This is a genomic window from Ruegeria sp. BB6 (assembly GCF_056539385.1).
The window spans coordinates 1-17123 of record NZ_JBQFUW010000010.1 but is presented as its reverse complement, the minus strand read 5'-3'; the positions used below and the strand labels follow the sequence as shown (position 1 = coordinate 17123).

Below are 17123 nucleotides of genomic sequence, written 5' to 3'. Positions count from 1 at the left end.
ATGCCCGGGCATAGATAATACGCCGGACAGAAATACGAGTGCGCTAATTGATCTGAGATGGAGCATCGGAGTTTCCTTGCATATTGGCGGCGGTTAGTAGTTGAATCTGAGACCTATCCCGGCACCTTGGTCGTAGGGTCTGTCAGCACCAATACCGACCAACACATCTGCGTAGAGGGCAATTCCAGGGCTGAGGTTCTTACCGATCTGGAATTCTGCGGTCGCGGGCCACGCATCATTTTCCCAATCGTATGGAGCTTTGATATCTGCTTTGACCCAATACCCGTCACCAAATGGCTGAAGCGCAATAAGGCGCATCGCAGTCTGGCTGACATCGGTCGAACCGTTATATGAAGCAAAGTGCTGGACCAGAGGGATCAGAGTCAGCCCAGTATTAGTGTTTGCAAATGCGAACCCACCAAATGGGGCTATCTGATCCGACCCGGTGCCGATGCCTTCGTCGGGGTCACCAAAATCGAGGATCCACTCCAAACCAAGTGCGGACTTCACGCTCCAGGTGTCATTCAAGGGTTTCTGTGAGGGAAAGTAGATCAGCTTGAAGCTTGTCTTTTCGAACCCGTTGAACCTTTCGCCAGTAGCATTCGTTGAATTGTAGTGGAGCTCGTATTTTAGTTTTAGATCGGGGCGTAACATGTATGCACCATCGACAAAGGCATCCTGACGGTCTGCACCCCCTGCCAAATCGAAGTACTGATATCGAATGTCGGTGTTGTTAACCGCAGCCAATGGATTTGACGCGTTTTCCTCAGCTTCGGAAGCAGAGCCTACCACGACCAGTGCATAGATCAGAGGAACAAGACAATGGAAGTTGCGTAACATCATACACCTGGGAGAAGTTGGATGGTCAGGTTAGACGGCGACAGGTTCTCGCCGCCGTCTACCTTCATCATTGCCAGCTGGAGAAGACTTCTCGGGTCAACTCGCTTTCGGGACGAAGGTTCTCAATACCTTCATACGGCACACCCTTGCCCAGCGGCAGATGCGGGTGCTTTGCAATGGTTTTCTCATGCCGCTTCACCATGTCTTGGAATGATGCACCGGACCATAATGAATACCCGACAAGCGGATGTTCTTCACGTGGGTCGCGATAGACATTGAACACGGGGGCCGCAGCTCCGGGCTGACCGGGGGCCGGCAAATGCATTTTGAACTCTTGCTTCACGACTGAACGCAACACGGGCCCTTCGTACACATAGACGTAGTCGCGACGCGAGTTGCCTTCACCTTCAAGTAACAGCGCAGTCTGGTCAATGCCGTCGATCACGCGGTCGCGCGGGATGCGGTCAGTTGCGCCTGCGATCCGCGCGAAGGTGGTGAACAGGTCAGATACATGCACGATGTCACCTGCTGCACTACCTGGCTCAATAGCGCCGGGCCAGCGGATGAACGCGTCAGTTCGCACTCCGCCTTCAAGGTGCTGCGTCTTGCCGCCGCGATAAATCAACTGGTTCAGACCGGACGTTCCTTCGTAGTGATACATCAAGCCATTGTCAGCCATGATCATGACGACGGTGTTGTTCGCCTTGCCAGTTTCATCCAGCTTAGCCAGAACCTCACCGATCCAGCCGTCCAGAACCTGCAACTTGTCGGCATGAAAGCCACCATTGCGGGAAACGGCTTGATCCGGATAAGCAAAATTCAGCGGATAGAGTGGCCAGTATTGCATAAAGAAAGGGTCGTCCTGCGAGGCGAGGCGGTCTAGCTGTTCCAGTGCCTGTCGCTGATAGCGCAGGTTCATTTCTTCGTATTTGGCCTGTGTCCATTCTTCGCCCGGCGCCATGTCGACTTCGCGAGCCAAGCCGCCTACTTCCCCTTCAACGCCGGTTACCAGACCGTAGGGTTTGAATCGCTCATCCAGCTGGAATTGGTTGGACTGACCGGATGGATGGAAGCCAAGCATGTTGTTGGCAACCATAGCATCCCGGGTCATCAGGCTGAGTTGAACCTGCTGATGCAAGGGGAATGCGGCCCAATCAAACCCTTGGTTGTGCGGATAGGCCTGCTCAATATCGCCCTGGTGCCATTTCCCAACATGCGCAGTGTTGTATCCTTCTTCCTTCAGGATCTCGGCAATCGTGACTTCTTCAGCTGCAAGACCTTCGCCAACCAGCGCAACTTTGACCTCTTCAACGCCGGCGCGCACCGGATGACGACCGGTCAACATGGCCGTTCGTGTCGGTGTGCAGGATGGCTCAGTATACATCCTCATCAAGGACATACCTTCGGTGGCAAAGTCGTTGATGTTGGGCGTATCGAAACCGGTGACGTAGTTCATCGTCCGGTTACCCATTTGACCGAAGCTGACATCGTCGATCAGGATATACAAGATATTGGGCGGCTGGCCGCCATTGGCGTCGCGGATCTCGGCAAGTTTCGCCTCAATCTCGGTGTCCTGCGCATCCCATTGCTCTCCAAACTGTGCGCGCAAGAACTCAAACTCTCCATCATGGATGATGGGCGCATCCTGGGCAAAACCCGCGCCAGCCATCAGCACCATGGCTGAGGCATGTTTCAATAATGATCTCATTGGTATCCCTTCCCCTATGGATTACATCTTTCCTGTGCGCCGCAGCGATTGGAGGATTTCATCCCGAAGACCATCCAGGGTATCGCGGATATCGCAGGCGAATTGGTACGAGTGGCTTCCCGGCTCCGAGTTCATTGACAGAAACTCGTCACATAGAAGCTGATAGTCGCGGCAGATCTCATCGAATTCCGTATCCGCGCGCCGTAAATCCGCAATTGCGGTTTGGTGATCGGGAAACAGGGTATCAAAGGCGTAACGTTCCAATTGCGATGACTCATTCGATGGATCAGCAGACTGCCCTGAGTTTTCGCCGAATTCACTTTTCACAAAAGGTTTATCGGGGCATAATACGGTGTAATCTAATGCGTAACTTACTGAAAATATGGATTTAACCAAAGACACATCTACTGCACTGAATGAGGGCGGGTCACCTGTTCCCAAAGATGTTCGGGCGGCACTTCAGCGGCTTGTCAAATCTTCGACCTTCGCGGGTTCGCAGCGATTGCAGGACTTTTTGGTGTATGTGGTCGAAGAATCGCTCAACGGTCGGGCCGATGATATTCGTGCCAAGACCATCGCCATGGATGTTTATGGTGGGACCCCGTCAGAGATGTCGCGCCGTGAAAACGTGGTTCGGGTCGATGCTGGTCGACTGCGTCGCAAGCTTGCCGAATACTATACCAAAGACGGTCTCGAAGAAGGCACGATATTCGACCTGCCAAAGGGCGGCTATGCACCTGAGATTCTGGTCAGGTCGCCCGAGACGTTTCAGCCTCCTCCGGCTGGGTCGGAAATCAGAGCAAACACTTGGCGTCGCCCGTTCGTTGGAGTTGCCGGCCTCTTCGTTCTAGCCTGTTTTGTCGTTGCTGTTGTGGTGCTATCGAAAAAACTGGCGGATCCAGTCGGTTCGCCAGCCGACGGACTGAGTCGTGACGAGCGCAGCGCCATATTTGATGCATCCCCTATGCGCCTTCAGGCTGTAAATCTGGCCAATACTGGTCGTGATCTAATCTTTCCGGCCTTGGAACCTGCGCGCCTTGACGCGGCCTTAACCATATTCAAGGGGGCAATTGAAAACGACGAAAGCTACTTCGGCGGTCATGCAGGCGCTGCGCAGGTCGCTGCGACAATTGCTGTGCTTACATCAGATGCCGGCCTAGCTAAGGAAATGTTGAACTACGCCGACGCTCAGGCAAACAGGGCCATCGAGTTGGCCCCGGAAACGGGGTGGAGTCAGTCCGCAATGGCCTGGGTCAAGTTTGCCAAGGGAAACTGGCCTGAGGCCATAGAATTTGCGCAAAGAGCACGGCGTTTGGCACCACACGACGTACATGTTTTGGAGTTCGTGTCGCTGGTTCTGCTCTATTCCGGTTCATTTGAACAAGTCGTAGAAATTAGCGAGGACGCACTTTCAAAAATCAAACTAGAGCGGGGTTATGTGTTTCAGAACGCGATGGGGTCAGCAAAGTTCCATATGAAGGACTATGAAGGCGCTGTGTCAGCCATTGAACGAGTAACGGAAAAAGGCGGCCCTGTCGGACCTGTAACCGTTGCTTACCTAATGGCGTCACATCAGATGTTGGGGAATAAGGCTGAAGCTCAGACTCTATCTGAACAACTGTCACGCGAGTGGCCTGACAGTCGCGTGGATGCGCTGTTTGAGAAGCTTTTTGCAAATCCGCAATACGGGGAAGACCTTGGTAACGCAATGAGACAGGCCAATTGGAAGCCACCAACTTAGAAGTTTGAATTCGAATTGCGGCCGCTATTTCTCGCAATGCGGTCGTTCGCTACAACTTGCTTGAACGTCTAATTTGCGGACGGAGCTGCCTGATGCGTCCGCAGCGAAAAACACCTTGATTGCTCGACCGATTCACTGTGTTGTCCGCGGCGGCGCGGCATGATTTCCAAAAACCGGACATTCGAATCGTGCAAAAGGTCCAAAACCAATCCGGCCATTCACTGCACGGCCGTCGGATGTTTCACATGCGGCCGTAATCGCCGATTGCTGAAATGCCGCTCGGGTAGATTTCCTTGGAAACCGAACCCCGACTGACCGTCAAGTGACGGTTGATTTGGCGGAGCCGGCCTGATTAACTCACCGAGTTCGACCAAAGTGAATTGTTGGGATCTGATTTGATGATGAACCGCAGAATGATGCTGGGAACTTCCCTGGCTGCGTCGGCACTGCTAATCGCCGGATGCGCCGCTACGCGTCAAAGTATCGTGCCCGGCAGTTTTGCTTGGTTTGATCTGATCACCAGCGACCCTGATGCGGCGAAGTCCTTTTATGGCGGCATGTTCGGCTGGCAATTCGGATCCCCGGCCAGTGACGGGTATATTCCTGTCAGCGGAGGTGGAGAGGCGCTGGGCGGTGTGATCGCTTCTGCCGATGCGGGCTCTGATGTCGAGTTTCCGTCGCAATGGGTCCCCGTGCTGACCGTCGTCGATACCATCGCCGCAACGAAGATTGCCCTGGGCAGGGGTGGCAAGCAGGTCAGGTCTCCCTTCGCCACATCTGCCGGGACGTTCTCGACCATTCGCGACTCAAGCGGGGCGTTGCTGGTGCTGTATGACGGGCCGGGCGGGTTCCCGCTGAACGGTTCACTGCGGGAGAACACATGGTACTGGGCCGATCTTCTGACTGACAACCCCAGCCGGGCCCGGTCTTTCTATCACGCGCTCGCCGGATGGGAGACCGCGCAGAAGAATGGTCAAACCGTCTTTTCCAGCGGTGGCGCCGTCCGTGGCGGGTTGGTGCGGATATCCCGACGCAAAGCGGAACCGACATGGCTGCCCTACGTTGGTGTCTCGGATATCGGTCGGGCCATTGCCCGGTCTCAGGAACTGGGCGGAGGCCCGCTGACCGTCGCCGAAGATGCAGCCGTGCTGCTCGATCCCACCGGCGCGGCGGTTGGGGTGTCGCTGATCGGAGGTGCGGCATGATGGTGCCCATACTGCGCCTGACCTTGCCCGTGTCTCTTGTCGCTGCGACCTTCGCACTGACCGCCTGCGAGCCTAACACTGGCCAGCCCAACGTGCGGACCGGCGTTTCCGTCCATGTCGGCTATGGTCGTGGCCCCTGGTGGCGCTGGGGTGGTTACTATCCGCGCCCGCCGGGCGTTCTGCCGCCCGATGTCTTACCACCTGAGCCCGGCTTGCCGATCGAACCCAGCCCGCCAATTGCGGTTCCGCTCCCGGAACCCGATTTTGGCGGCGGCGATTTCGGAGGGTTTGACGGCGGCTTTGATGCTGGCGGTTTTGATCTCTGACCCGGCAATCCAGCTGAGCAATCAAGGTGATTTGGCTGCATCAGCGACCGGCAGAAACGTCCGCGTTGCAGACACGACCCCTTCAGTCTTCGCTGCGGACCAAACGAACGTCCGGTTCTAATGCTGCCTGCGGCTGGCCAAGAGTCACTGCGGGATGCCGCAGTTGCGAACTTGACAGAAGCAGGGTTGACTTAAAAGATGCGCTAAGCCGACATTTGCAGTGACATCTTCGAAACTCCGACTATCAATGCCCGCTTTGCGCAGGAGCGGACGGTGGCAAAAAACCACGCTATGACCGGGTCGCGGACAAACCGCTGCTCCCATCGTCTAAGCCAAAGTCGTCAGCCAGACTAAAGCGGACAATCGCTCAGAGGCGCTGCACCAATGGCCGGCTGAAACTAGCGCATCCCGAGTTCAGTGTAATTCTGTTTCAAGGTAAGATCGGCTTTCCGGCTCTCAAGAATGACATGTTCAGCATTGGGCAGGTCGTTGGCTTTAACGCGTTGCAACGCGGTATTCGTGTCAAAACCATTTTTGATCCAGCGATGCTGTAGCCTGTTTTCGAGTTCTTCCATAGTTGGGCTGACAAAAACCGTTGCGGAATAGACGTCCGCCAGCGTTCTCCACGGGTCGCGATCTATAAGAAGGTAATTCCCCTCAACAACAACAGTCGGAGTGTCAGGGTGAACCGTAATCGCGTTGGCAATGGCTAAATCCATTTGGCGGTCAAACATGGGGTGAAAGGACTCAAGTTGCGAGGATTTCAACCCTTTAATTGCATTGCAAAAACCAATTGCGTTGAAGGTTTCTGGTGCGCCTTTTCTCGCCAACAAACCTCGCGCTTCAAGTATACGATTGTCCAAATGGTAGCCATCCATTGGCACCAGCGTGGCTAATGGAAACGCCGAGCTCTGTTGTGCGTTCAGCGATTGCACAACGGTCTCTGCCAAGGTCGACTTTCCGGATGCAGGAGGTCCTGCGATTGCGACAATCGTCCGAACCCCAACCTGCCTCCGAGAGGAAATCAGGTCGCACACGCACGCTGCATCTTGCTCGATCACGCAGCGTCTTCTTTCGGTGGTTCTTTGGCGCCTGTCATAAACGCTACGGCATCGGACATCGTGTAATCCTTGGGATCAATTGTGCAGAGCCTTTTGCCAAGCCGGTGCACATGGATTCGGTCAGCTACTTCGAAGACATGAGGCATGTTGTGGCTGATCAGGATGATAGGAATGCCACGTGCGCGTACGTCTTGTATGAGTTCAAGCACCTTGCGGCTCTCTTTCACGCCCAAAGCTGCTGTGGGTTCGTCCATGATGATGAACTTGGTCGCAAAGGCGGCTGCGCGCGCAACGGCAACGCCTTGGCGCTGGCCACCAGACAGTGTTTCAACCGCCTGATTAATCGACTGTACGGTCATCAGCCCAAGCTCAGTCAGCTTTTCACGAGCAAACTTCTCCATAGCTGGCCGATCTAGCTGACGCATGTACTTGCCCATGAAACCCTGTTTGCGGATCTCGCGCCCCATGAACATGTTGTCCGCAATTGAAAGGGCAGGAGACATGGCAAGCTGCTGATAAACGATTTCGATACCCATATTGCGGGCGTCTATTGGAGAGGTAAAGTTTACCTTCTTTCCTTCGATCAGAATCTCACCCTCATCTGGGATTGTGGCACCGCATATCGCCTTAACGATAGACGATTTGCCAGCGCCGTTGTCCCCGATAACTGCAAGGATTTCTCCTTTCCGCAGTTCAAAGTCGGAATGGTCAATAGCGGTAACGTGGCCATAGCGCTTCACGATACCACGCCCTTGGACGACTGGAGTTGCGTCTGACATTAGCCCGATACCTTTCTAATCCACTGGTCAACTGCGACCGCTGCGATGATGAGAAGACCGATGAGTAGAAAGGTCCACTGCGCGTCGGCGCCGAGCAACCTCAGCCCAAGTGTGAATACGCCAACGATCAAAGCACCGAACAGTGACCCCAGAATGGAGCCTCGCCCGCCGAACAGAGAGATGCCCCCGATCACAACAGCAGTGATACTTTCAATGTTGGCCAATTGGCCGGACGTTGGCGAGACTGATCCGATGCGCCCAATCAGAGCCCAGCCTGCGAAGGCACAGATCAGGCCAGACAACATATAGACGGACATAAGCGTTCGATGGACGTTGACACCTGATAGTTCGGCGGCCTCAGGATCATCACCCACGGCATAGACATGCCTTCCCCAAGCTGTGTGTTTTAGCGCGTAGGCCAACACGAAGATAAGGGCGAGCATGAAGATGACGCCAACAGTAAAGGTCGCTCCACCGATGCTGAATTTGGTTCCAAAAAACTGAAGGAAAGGTGCGTTCGCTTCGATATCCTGGCTGCGGATTGTCTCGTTTGCGGAGTACAGGAAGTTGGTGGCGAGAACGATCTGCCACATTCCCAGCGTGACAATGAACGGGGGCAATTTAACGCGGCTTACAAGCCAACCGTTCAGCGCACCGATCATGGTTCCTACCGCAAGCCCGCACACAACAGCAATTGGTACTGGAATGCCGTATCGGAACGTGAATTGCCCCATAATGACTGATGAAAACACCATGATCGCGCCGACGCTTAGGTCGATGCCGGCGGTGAGAATGACCAAGCTTTGCGCTGCGGCAACGATACCTACAATCTGAACCTGCTGGAGGATCAATGTCATTGCAAAGGGTGAAAAGAATTTTGAACCCAGAGCCAGGCCGAAAATCACGATTGCACCGACCAACACGATAAGCGGGACAAAGGACGGGTTCACGTGGAGAAGGTGCTGTAACTTCCCTAGCACGCCGCGCCGATGATCTTCAAATTCCGCCACCGTTTCCGTTTTATTTGCGGCGGTTTCAAATCCCTGAGCGCCTTGGTTTGCTTCAGACATATCTCCCCCTTTTCGCGACTGGCATTGCGCCCACGAGATCAGTGTACAGGAAGTTTCAGTTTGCTGGTGAAAGGAATGATGGCGCGCGCGTGCGCGCCTCATCCATTAAGTCTGCGTTAGCCCCAGCAGAGTTCCAAACCTTCGGCGACTGAAATTGATTCCACGCCGTCAACAGGCTGGTCCGTGATGAGCGCTACACCGGTATCGTAGAAGTCTTTGCCCGGTGTATTTTCAGGCTTAACGCCCTCTTCGGCCCATTTCTTTACAGCCTCAACACCAAGCGAAGCCATCAACAGTGGGTATTGCTGGCTTGTCGCCCCGATCACACCGGCCTGTACATTTTGCACGCCGGGGCAGCCGCCATCGACCGAGACGATCAGCACGTCGTTTTCGCGCCCAATCGACTTCAAGGCTTCATACGCACCTGCTGCTGCTGGCTCGTTGATTGTGTGAACCACATTGATCGTCGAGTCTTTTGCCAGAAGGTTCTCCATGGCGCGGCGCCCGCCTTCTTCGTTGCCGTCGGTCACGTCACTGCCAACCAGTCGGGCATCGGTCTCATCGCCGATAACATTTGGATCCGCTAGGTCCACTCCGAAACCGTCGAGGAAGCCCTGATTACGTAGAACATCCACTGTTGGCTGACTAACGTTCAAGTCCAGCGTCGCGATTTTGGCGTCCACTGCCGCGTCACCCATTTTTGCCTTTGCCCATTGGCCGATTAACAGGCCTGCCTTGTAGTTATCCGTGGCAAATGTTGCGTCGGCAGAGTCAATCGGGCTCAGCGGTGTGTCCAAAGCAATTACCAGCAGGCCGGCGTCCCGAGCCTGCTGAACCGCAGGGACAATCGAGCTGGTGTCAGACGCCGTCAGCAAAATTCCCTTTGCTCCATCAAGGATGCACGTTTCAATGGCCTGAACCTGAGTTTCGTGGTCGCCGTCGATCTTGCCCGCGAAGGCCTTCAGAGTCATGCCAAGCTCTTCAGCTTTGGCTGTGGCGCCTTCTTTCATCTTTACAAAGAATGGATTGGTGTCAGTCTTCGTGATCAGGCAAACCGTCTCCCCGGCCGCTTGAACAGATGTAGCAGCGAGTGTGAGTACAGTCGCTGATGCGGCAAGCTTGAGTAGATTTCTCATGTTGTCCTCCCAGAAAGTTGTTTTTGTCCCGCGTGGCATGACAGCGAGATCCACCTCCATCCTCCAATGCAGGTTGCGTTCAAGCAAACCGCGATTCTAGCCTTCATGTCAATAAATAAATAAAGTTTATTTATTAATTTGCTTCGGCATCTTTTCATAAGAAAACAAGGGGTTTATGTTCAGGCTTATGGAAAGAGAAGCGCTAAAAACACTGACTGGCGGGGTAAGTCAAAGCGGGGTTCGCGATCACAACGAACGTTTGATTTTGACGGTTTTACAAAGGCATGGCCCTGCTGCGGGTGCCGACGTCGCGCGACTAACGGGCCTGTCTCCTCAGACTGTCTCAATTATTCTTCGCAAGCTGGAAAAGGACGAGATTCTCAAACGCGGAACCCCTTTGCGCGGAAAAGTAGGTAAGCCCTCAGTCCCTATGGAGCTCAACCCGGAAGGCATCCTTTCAGTTGGGATGAAGATCGGGCGGCGCAGCGCCGATCTGCTTTTGATCGACTTTATGGGCAACCCGCGCCACCAACTTTCCACGACATACGATTATCCGTTGCCAGAGGTCATTTTTGGGTTTCTGGAGTCTGGCCTGCAAACACTTCTCTCTCGCGAACCTCAACGTCTTCGCGACCGCGTATGCGGTATCGGGATCGGCACCCCGTTCGAGCTTTGGAAATGGCATGATCTGTCCGGGCTCGCCGCCAAGAAATTCAGGTCATGGAAAAATGTGAATTTCTTCTCCGAGGTCGCCAAGTTCAGCGACTTGCCGGTTTTTGTGGTTAACGACGCAACGGCAGCCTGTCACGCGGAGCACCTTTATGGCCGCGGGGCTGAGTATCGGGATTACTTCTATTTTTTCATCGGCTCGATGATCGGCGGTGGCGTCGCATTGAACGGCACCGTATTCGAGGGCAACCAAGGCAATGCCGGTGCGCTAGGCGCTATGCGGACTACGGGCCCATTGGGTGAAAGCCAGCAACTGATCGACACAGCTTCGCTGTTCCTGCTCGAGGACAGATTGATCGAAGCAGGTGCCGATCCTGAAATTCTCTGGAAGAAGCCCCAGGATTGGAATAGCATCTCTCGCTATGTCGAACCATGGATCGGCACGACGGCTCAGGAATTGGCCAAGGCCGCACTGTCTATTTGCGCGGTCATCGACTTTGAGGCGATTTTCATCGACGGTGCATTCCCACCTGAAGTGCGGGAAGAGTTGGTCTCACGTGTTCGCCGATACCTAATCAACCAAGACAAACGCGGTTTAATTCCTCCAGTTGTGGAAGCCGCAGCGGTCGGGGAAAACGCCCGAGGCATTGGTGCGGCGAGCAGCCCAATTTTCCGCCAGTTTCTATTAAATACTAATGCTGGGCTTTCTGGGATGTAGTCTCAACTCATTGACGGCAAACTTCCCAGGTAGGACGGAACCGCGACTCCTGCTCAAGGTGGCTGCCTTAAAACGGCCCATTTTCGGGCTGTTGCAGTGCCGTAAGGCAAATAGCAACTGAGGAATGCTTTGCGCCTGCTGCTGAGCATTCCAATTTCACCTAACTGCGCATAGCAGAAATCCATACGAGGCGTAGCTTCGGTAGCGAAGGGCTCACTCCGGTCGTCCGCTGCAACTTGCTTGAACGCCAGCTTTGCGGGCTTTGCGGACGTCGGCTGTTCTGTAGCCTGAGAAGGTTTAACCTCGGCAGGTTTCTTTACCCCGCTCAAGCAAAGTTATTCGGACAAGACCCTCCCAGCTACTGCTCCGATGATTTCAGTTTGGTTTTTCGGAAGCAGGAACCCTACACAGGGTTAGACTTTGAAGATTTCCCCGCGCTCTTTGTAGAGGCTGCAACATCACCAACTGTTTTCTCAACAGCTTCAGCTTCGGTTTCAGCAACATAAGATGCACAACGGGACACGGTTTCAAACCATTCCTGCGCGTCAGCAACCAACCGCTCAGCCGAATGGCGCTGCCATTCCGCCATGCTCTGAAGGGCTTTCGATGGATCGGACGGGTTCGCGGAAGACACATTGCGTGCAGCTTGTAGAGCCGTCCGGACGGCCTCATGACGCCGTTCGAACCAATGCTGCGCAAAGGCCTCTGTTTCTTCGAGCAATTTTTCTTGTGCGTCCCAAAATTGTTCGATCTGGGCACCGAAGGCCGGATTGCCAGACATGGGCGGCTGCATTTGTTTGAAAACATCCAAAAGTGAGGTCGGGCTATTTGTGTTAAATTTCTTTGTCGGCATCGAAAGTTCCTCCTCATTTCTTAATGAGTTATTGTGCCAAGTGCGGCGCGCTTTCGCCTTAATACAGATCAATATCCCTTTTTTAGGGATCTTCGGCCTAAGCTGCGACGGGACACTCGCATTTTCTCCGTCATCGGTTCCTAGCAGGCAGGGTTGGGGTTAGAGTAGTCTAGACAAGAACTTAACGCTTGGTTTTCTATGCACATTGCCGGCTTTCTGATTACCCTTGGTGTGCTCTTCCTTGCCGGATTGGCCGCCGACCAACTCGGCCGGGCCACGCATCTTCCTCGTGTTACAACCTTACTTTTCCTTGGCTTGATCGCAGGGAATGCCGGAATGGGGTTGATCCCACTCGACGTTGCAATGTGGTTCGATGAGGTATCCATCGTTGCATTGACGATGGTCGCATTTCTTCTTGGAGGATCATTGACCCGCGAGAACCTAGCTCGGCATGGCCGAGCCATTCTGACGATTTCGATTTCAACCGTGGTTGCAACCCTTGTTATTGTGTCTGCTGGACTGGCCGCAATTGGCGTGCCCTTCGGGTTGGCGCTGGTGCTGGCGACAATTGCTACGGCTACGGCTCCGGCCGCCATGACTGATGTGATCAAACAATCTGGGGTGTCCAACAGCTTTACCGAGACATTAAAGGGCGTCGTCGCAATTGATGACGCTTGGGGTCTGATCGTTTTTAGCATCGCCTTGGTTCTGGCCGGTCATTCGGATGGTTGGGCCACCATCACGACCACAGCGATGTGGGATTTCGGAGGGGCGATACTGTTAGGTTTCGCACTAGGCGTGCCATCCGCTTATCTGACCGGCCGCTTGAAACCGGGAGAGCCGATGCAGGCAGAAGCAGTGGGCATAGTCTTTCTTACAGCGGGCCTCGCGCTTTGGTTGGAGGTTTCATTCTTGGTAGCAGGCATGGTTGCGGGCGCAGTGATCGGGAATCTCGCCCGCCATCACGAGCGTGCTTTCCATGAGATCGAGCACATTCAGTGGCCATTCATGATCCTGTTCTTCCTGTTGGCTGGCGCCACGTTGGATATTGAAGCCTTCGGCTTGATGGGCTGGGCTGGTGCTCTTTTCCTATTCTTGCGCGCCGTCGCCCGCCTCGTCGGGGGTTATTACGGAGCGAGACTTGGCGGCCTGCCTAGCCGTCAGACCCGCTGGTACGGTCCAGCTTTGTTACCACAGGCCGGTGTCGCGGTAGGAATGGCCCTTGTCGCCGGAGAGCAATTTCCACATTGGGCCGCGTCGATCATGGCCTTTACTCTAGTCAGTACTGTGGCCTTCGAGGTGTTGGGGCCGCCGTTGACTCTCATGTCAATCAGACGAACGGCTGACACGGATGAGCAGATTGGTCAGTGACTATTCAGACTGGATCGATTCAAGAAAGGCGAGCAAATTCGCCAACGGCAGGCCTACCATTATAGGTTGCCCATTAGGCAGAGCCACCGTGATTTGTTGATCTGTCTCAAACACCGCGCCAAAGACTGGCATTTCGCCACCATATGCAAACCTCGCGGATCGCATCTACACGCATCATTCCCTGGCCGACAAGCACATCAACTTGCCGCAGCTTCTTAACTATTTCTTCCGGCTTATGTCTCTTGTTCGCCATTCTCGGCCCTCCGTTTCTCAGACGTAACGGTGGTCCATATAAAATCGGGCACTCCAGTTGCTTAGGTGTGTTGGCATCAGGTTCAAAATGGCCACCAAGGCACTCGTCGCGAGTCCTCAAATTTCTAAAGCCTGAACCAGAGTATTAGTCAATTTCGCTCAACAGCCACTCAGCCCGTTTGACACTCTCGTGCGCTGTTCCGAGTTTTCGAACCAGTCTGGCTTTCCTGTCAGAATTCTTCTCCAAATGAATTTCGGCTTCAAGATCTGCCACCTTCTTGCGCAGCTTTTTGAGTACCTTTTGAACATGGCTGAATTTAATTTTCTCCGCTTTGCCTGCCTCAAGACGCGAGTTGTACTCGACCATTTTTTCGGCAAGTTTTTTCAATCCCATCTTAATACCCCCCGCAGATCGTCGCACAATTTCAGCATGCTATTTGCTTTCTACGACTTTACTGTGATGTTTTTCGGATTCTTCTTCCTTAGAGAGCGCATCGGTTTCAATTTTATACTCACCGAGTTCTTCTTCTTCTAAAGCCAACAAACGTTCGACTTCGGCTATGGCGCTGTCTCGTTCGATGTAAAAGGTTCTCGCTGCTTCGATCAGCTTACGCATCGCGCTATAGGCATAATCCGAGTCGTTGAGAAATGAAGTTGCGGCATCGGGAGTGAGTTGGTTTTTTCGAATGAGCTGTTCTACACGGCGTGTAGCGGTCCGAGCATCTTCTTCTATTTGCGCACGTTCCTGATCAAGCCAGAGCGCACTACGCTCATCCGGTTCTGCTTCTTCAAGTTTCTGAATCTCAATGAGTATTCTGGCAATTTCAGTACGGAGGTCATCATACAGTTCGGTTGCACTCCCGGAAAACCGTACAGTGTGACGCAAGATATTCTTTCGCAGGTGTTTGACCGACTTAACCGCTTGAACGATGTCGCCAGCGACATCTCTCAGGGCATAAACTCGTTCCGCTACATCTGGTTCGACACGTTTTTCCCCGATGCGCGTCGAGAATTCGACAATGGCGGAATAGAGTGTCTTGATCTTGCGCCGGTAGCTTTCCTCAATATCCATGTCGGTAGGTGTTCGACTGCTTCGAACCACCTCTGCAACGCTGTTCGCGCTAAGCACATCCTTCCTATGCAGATTCAGGCCATGCAAGATCAACGTCATCGCGTTTTCGTATAGGTGCATGACCTCCTTTCGAAGTGCAATCTCAAGAGTTTGTGGGAAATCATCGGCCGCATCGTTCAGGTAACGCGGTTGACTAACATCCGGGATTGGTTCGATAATACTGCGTTCTAGAAAGGAGATCAGCCCCCGCATCAATGGTAACATGAGCAAGACGCCGAGCACGTTAAAGATAGTATGGAACACTGCCAACTTCAGAGCAAAATCTTCCGCACCTATACCCACGGCACCACTGATCAGGTCAACCATCTCACGTAGCGGGACTATGAAAACCAAAGCTACCGTCGCAGTTATTGTATTGAAGATCAGGTGCGCCAATGCCAGTCGCTTGCCCTGAAAATTGGCGCTGATCGAGCCAATAATCGCCGTAATCGTGGTTCCAATATTTGCCCCGATCGCGAGAGCCAGCGCGTTTTCATAGCTAATTTGTGAAGCGGCAAGCGCAGTGAGAGTAAGCACCATCGTCGCGTGGCTCGACTGCATAATCACGGTTGCGGCAGTCCCCAACAAACAATAGACCACCAGCCCCCAAAATCCCGACAAAGCAAATCGCATTAGATCGACCTGGTCCTTGAACGCGTCGAAACCCTCTTTCATGTAATGAATGCCTAGGAACAGAAAACCCAGTCCGCCAAGGGCGTAACCAATCCCACGGAGCACCTTCGGCTTCTGAAACACAAGGATTATGCTAAGGCCGATAATTGGCATGGCATAGGTTGCGATATTCACCTTCAATCCTAGCCCGGCAACCAACCACGCACCCGTCGTCGTTCCGATATTGGCCCCAAAGATTATGCCCACCCCACCGACCAGAGAAATCAGGTCAGCACTTAAAAATGAAATCGTTATGACCGAAACCAGTGAACTGGACTGCAACAACGTAGTAGAGACGAAACCGAATAAGAGAGATCGCGAAACGGATTTTGTCGCCCGCTGAAGCATTCGTTCTAGTGTTCCGCCTCCAAGTAGCTTGAAGCCGTCTTCAAGCATAAGCATGCCAAACAAAAAGATAGCGATCCCAGCTGCAACCACCTGCGCGTCAGGACTTACCCAAAAGGCAATTAGTAGCGCGCCAATTGCGACCGGTAGGTAGTACTTGATCATTCAATCAATCCAAACTTTTGGATCGCAAAAACACCGCATGGCGCAAATTTCGACCTCCAGGAAGACCGCACACTAACCTCAACCAACGTTCGTGCAGCGCCAAGATTCTCAGCAGATACCACTTCCCAAACCCGGGCGCTTTCTGACCTCGATGTTTCTACTACCGCAACGTACATGTCTCATTGATTCAAATCATGGCGTAGGAACTCTACTTGCCCAAATGTTTGGACTGACTTGCTACATGACACCGATGGACCAAACATGTTGAGAACTGAAAGAGTAGAAAAAGCAGTTCGCCTAAACCGCGAAGAACTTTTCCGGTTTGGAACGGCTCTGCTCTTCATCGTCGGCATCATGCTGGTAGCAATGGCCAGATCAGAAGGCGGAACAGACGGAGTGCTCTTGATCGTCGCCGCAATGATCGGTGGATACATGGCTATGAACATTGGCGCGAACGACGTGGCAAACAATGTTGGCCCCGCCGTCGGGTCCCAAGCAATTACTTTGACCGGCGCTATCCTGATTGCGGCTTTCTTTGAAGCAGGCGGCGCCATGATTGCGGGGGGCGATGTTGTCGGCACAATAAAAAAGGCACTATCGACCCGGACTTGGTTGCGGACCGAGACACATTCATCTGGCTGATGACGGCGGCTCTACTCGCGGCAGCGGTGTGGCTGAACTTCGCCACAGCTGTCGGTGCCCCGGTTTCCACAACGCATTCAATCGTCGGTGGCGTACTTGGGGCTGGGATAGCCGCGGCCGGCTGGAGCATAGCGGACTGGTATCAGGTTGGGATGATCGCGGCGAGCTGGATTAATTCTCCCGTCCTTGGAGGAGTTATTGCGGCAACATTCCTTTACGTCATCAAGCGTACAATAACCTATAAATCGGTTGTATTGACTGCAGCCAACCGAATGGTGCCATTCCTTGTTGCCGTTATGGCGTGGGCCTTCGGCACGTATCTTATGCTCAAGGGTGTGAAGAAGTTGGTGAAGGTCGACTTCCCTACCGCGCTGGTGATTGGCCTGTTGCTTGCGATCGTCGTTTACTTTCTTATTCGTCCGTATGTCGCAAACACGACAAAGCGTCTGGAAAACAAAA

The 17123-nt window shown here is 53.6% G+C and carries 15 protein-coding genes and 1 pseudogene; 6 read left to right on the top strand and 10 right to left on the bottom strand.

What is annotated here, in order from left to right:
• Positions 1 to 93 precede the first annotated feature (93 nt).
• From ACR0B7_RS18910 to ACR0B7_RS18900, 3 genes are all read right to left on the bottom strand, one after another.
• Entirely contained in the window at positions 94 to 840 is a 747-nt protein-coding gene (locus tag ACR0B7_RS18910; RefSeq protein ID WP_170804131.1) for a hypothetical protein, read from the bottom strand.
• A 67-nt stretch (positions 841 to 907) separates the two neighbouring features.
• Entirely contained in the window at positions 908 to 2548 is a 1641-nt protein-coding gene (locus ACR0B7_RS18905) for a sulfatase-like hydrolase/transferase (protein WP_010443743.1), read from the bottom strand.
• A 21-nt stretch (positions 2549 to 2569) separates the two neighbouring features.
• The gene (locus ACR0B7_RS18900; RefSeq protein WP_170486699.1) at positions 2570 to 2812 is read right to left on the bottom strand and encodes a hypothetical protein; all 243 of its coding nucleotides are present in this window, start codon (positions 2810 to 2812) and stop codon (positions 2570 to 2572) included.
• Positions 2813 to 2930: 118 nt separating this feature from the next.
• Here ACR0B7_RS18900 and ACR0B7_RS18895 point away from each other — a divergent pair, with 118 nt between their 5' ends.
• From ACR0B7_RS18895 to ACR0B7_RS18885, 3 genes are all read left to right on the top strand, one after another.
• Positions 2931 to 4289, top strand: coding sequence for a tetratricopeptide repeat protein (locus tag ACR0B7_RS18895; RefSeq protein ID WP_170486697.1), 1359 nt, complete (start codon positions 2931 to 2933; stop codon positions 4287 to 4289).
• A gap of 398 nt (positions 4290 to 4687) precedes the next feature.
• The gene (locus tag ACR0B7_RS18890; RefSeq protein ID WP_170486695.1) at positions 4688 to 5494 is read left to right on the top strand and encodes a VOC family protein; all 807 of its coding nucleotides are present in this window, start codon (positions 4688 to 4690) and stop codon (positions 5492 to 5494) included.
• The gene (locus tag ACR0B7_RS18885; RefSeq protein ID WP_170486693.1) at positions 5491 to 5820 is read left to right on the top strand and encodes a hypothetical protein; all 330 of its coding nucleotides are present in this window, start codon (positions 5491 to 5493) and stop codon (positions 5818 to 5820) included. Before ACR0B7_RS18890 ends, ACR0B7_RS18885 begins: the two co-directional genes overlap by 4 nt.
• 398 nt (positions 5821 to 6218) lie before the next feature.
• On the opposite strand, the gene ACR0B7_RS18880 is transcribed toward ACR0B7_RS18885, so the two are convergent.
• The 4 genes from ACR0B7_RS18880 to ACR0B7_RS18865 all read right to left on the bottom strand — a co-directional run bounded on the left by ACR0B7_RS18880 (position 6219) and on the right by ACR0B7_RS18865 (position 9866).
• The gene (locus ACR0B7_RS18880) at positions 6219 to 6857 is read right to left on the bottom strand and encodes a nucleoside/nucleotide kinase family protein (RefSeq protein WP_480682261.1); all 639 of its coding nucleotides are present in this window, start codon (positions 6855 to 6857) and stop codon (positions 6219 to 6221) included.
• 20 nt (positions 6858 to 6877) lie between these two features.
• The gene (locus ACR0B7_RS18875; RefSeq protein WP_170486669.1) at positions 6878 to 7660 is read right to left on the bottom strand and encodes an ATP-binding cassette domain-containing protein; all 783 of its coding nucleotides are present in this window, start codon (positions 7658 to 7660) and stop codon (positions 6878 to 6880) included.
• Positions 7660 to 8730, bottom strand: a complete 1071-nt coding sequence (locus ACR0B7_RS18870; protein WP_170486666.1) for an ABC transporter permease — start codon at positions 8728 to 8730, stop codon at positions 7660 to 7662. The genes ACR0B7_RS18875 and ACR0B7_RS18870 overlap by 1 nt, the downstream gene beginning before the upstream one ends.
• Before the next feature lie 116 nt (positions 8731 to 8846).
• Complete coding sequence (locus ACR0B7_RS18865) at positions 8847 to 9866, bottom strand: sugar ABC transporter substrate-binding protein (protein ID WP_170486664.1); 1020 nt, start codon at positions 9864 to 9866, stop codon at positions 8847 to 8849.
• A 175-nt stretch (positions 9867 to 10041) separates the two neighbouring features.
• Between ACR0B7_RS18865 and ACR0B7_RS18860 the strand changes: the two genes are divergently transcribed.
• Positions 10042 to 11253, top strand: a complete 1212-nt coding sequence (locus tag ACR0B7_RS18860) for an ROK family transcriptional regulator (protein ID WP_480682198.1) — start codon at positions 10042 to 10044, stop codon at positions 11251 to 11253.
• A 403-nt stretch (positions 11254 to 11656) separates the two neighbouring features.
• Here the strand turns inward: ACR0B7_RS18860 and ACR0B7_RS18855 are convergent, their stop codons facing one another.
• Positions 11657 to 12106, bottom strand: a complete 450-nt coding sequence (locus ACR0B7_RS18855) for a phasin family protein (protein WP_170418691.1) — start codon at positions 12104 to 12106, stop codon at positions 11657 to 11659.
• 198 nt (positions 12107 to 12304) lie between these two features.
• On the opposite strand from ACR0B7_RS18855, the gene ACR0B7_RS18850 reads away from it, so the two are divergent.
• Entirely contained in the window at positions 12305 to 13477 is a 1173-nt protein-coding gene (locus ACR0B7_RS18850; RefSeq protein ID WP_170486662.1) for a cation:proton antiporter domain-containing protein, read from the top strand.
• Positions 13478 to 13874: 397 nt separating this feature from the next.
• On the opposite strand, the gene ACR0B7_RS18845 is transcribed toward ACR0B7_RS18850, so the two are convergent.
• Positions 13875 to 14123: a hypothetical protein gene (locus ACR0B7_RS18845; RefSeq protein ID WP_170486660.1), complete on the bottom strand. Its 249-nt coding sequence runs from the start codon at positions 14121 to 14123 to the stop codon at positions 13875 to 13877.
• Positions 14124 to 14162: 39 nt separating this feature from the next.
• Positions 14163 to 16022, bottom strand: coding sequence for a Na/Pi symporter (locus ACR0B7_RS18840; protein WP_170486658.1), 1860 nt, complete (start codon positions 16020 to 16022; stop codon positions 14163 to 14165).
• Positions 16023 to 16283: 261 nt separating this feature from the next.
• On the opposite strand from ACR0B7_RS18840, the pseudogene ACR0B7_RS18835 reads away from it, so the two are divergent.
• Positions 16284 to 17123, top strand: a pseudogene (locus ACR0B7_RS18835) (inorganic phosphate transporter); the annotation flags it as partial.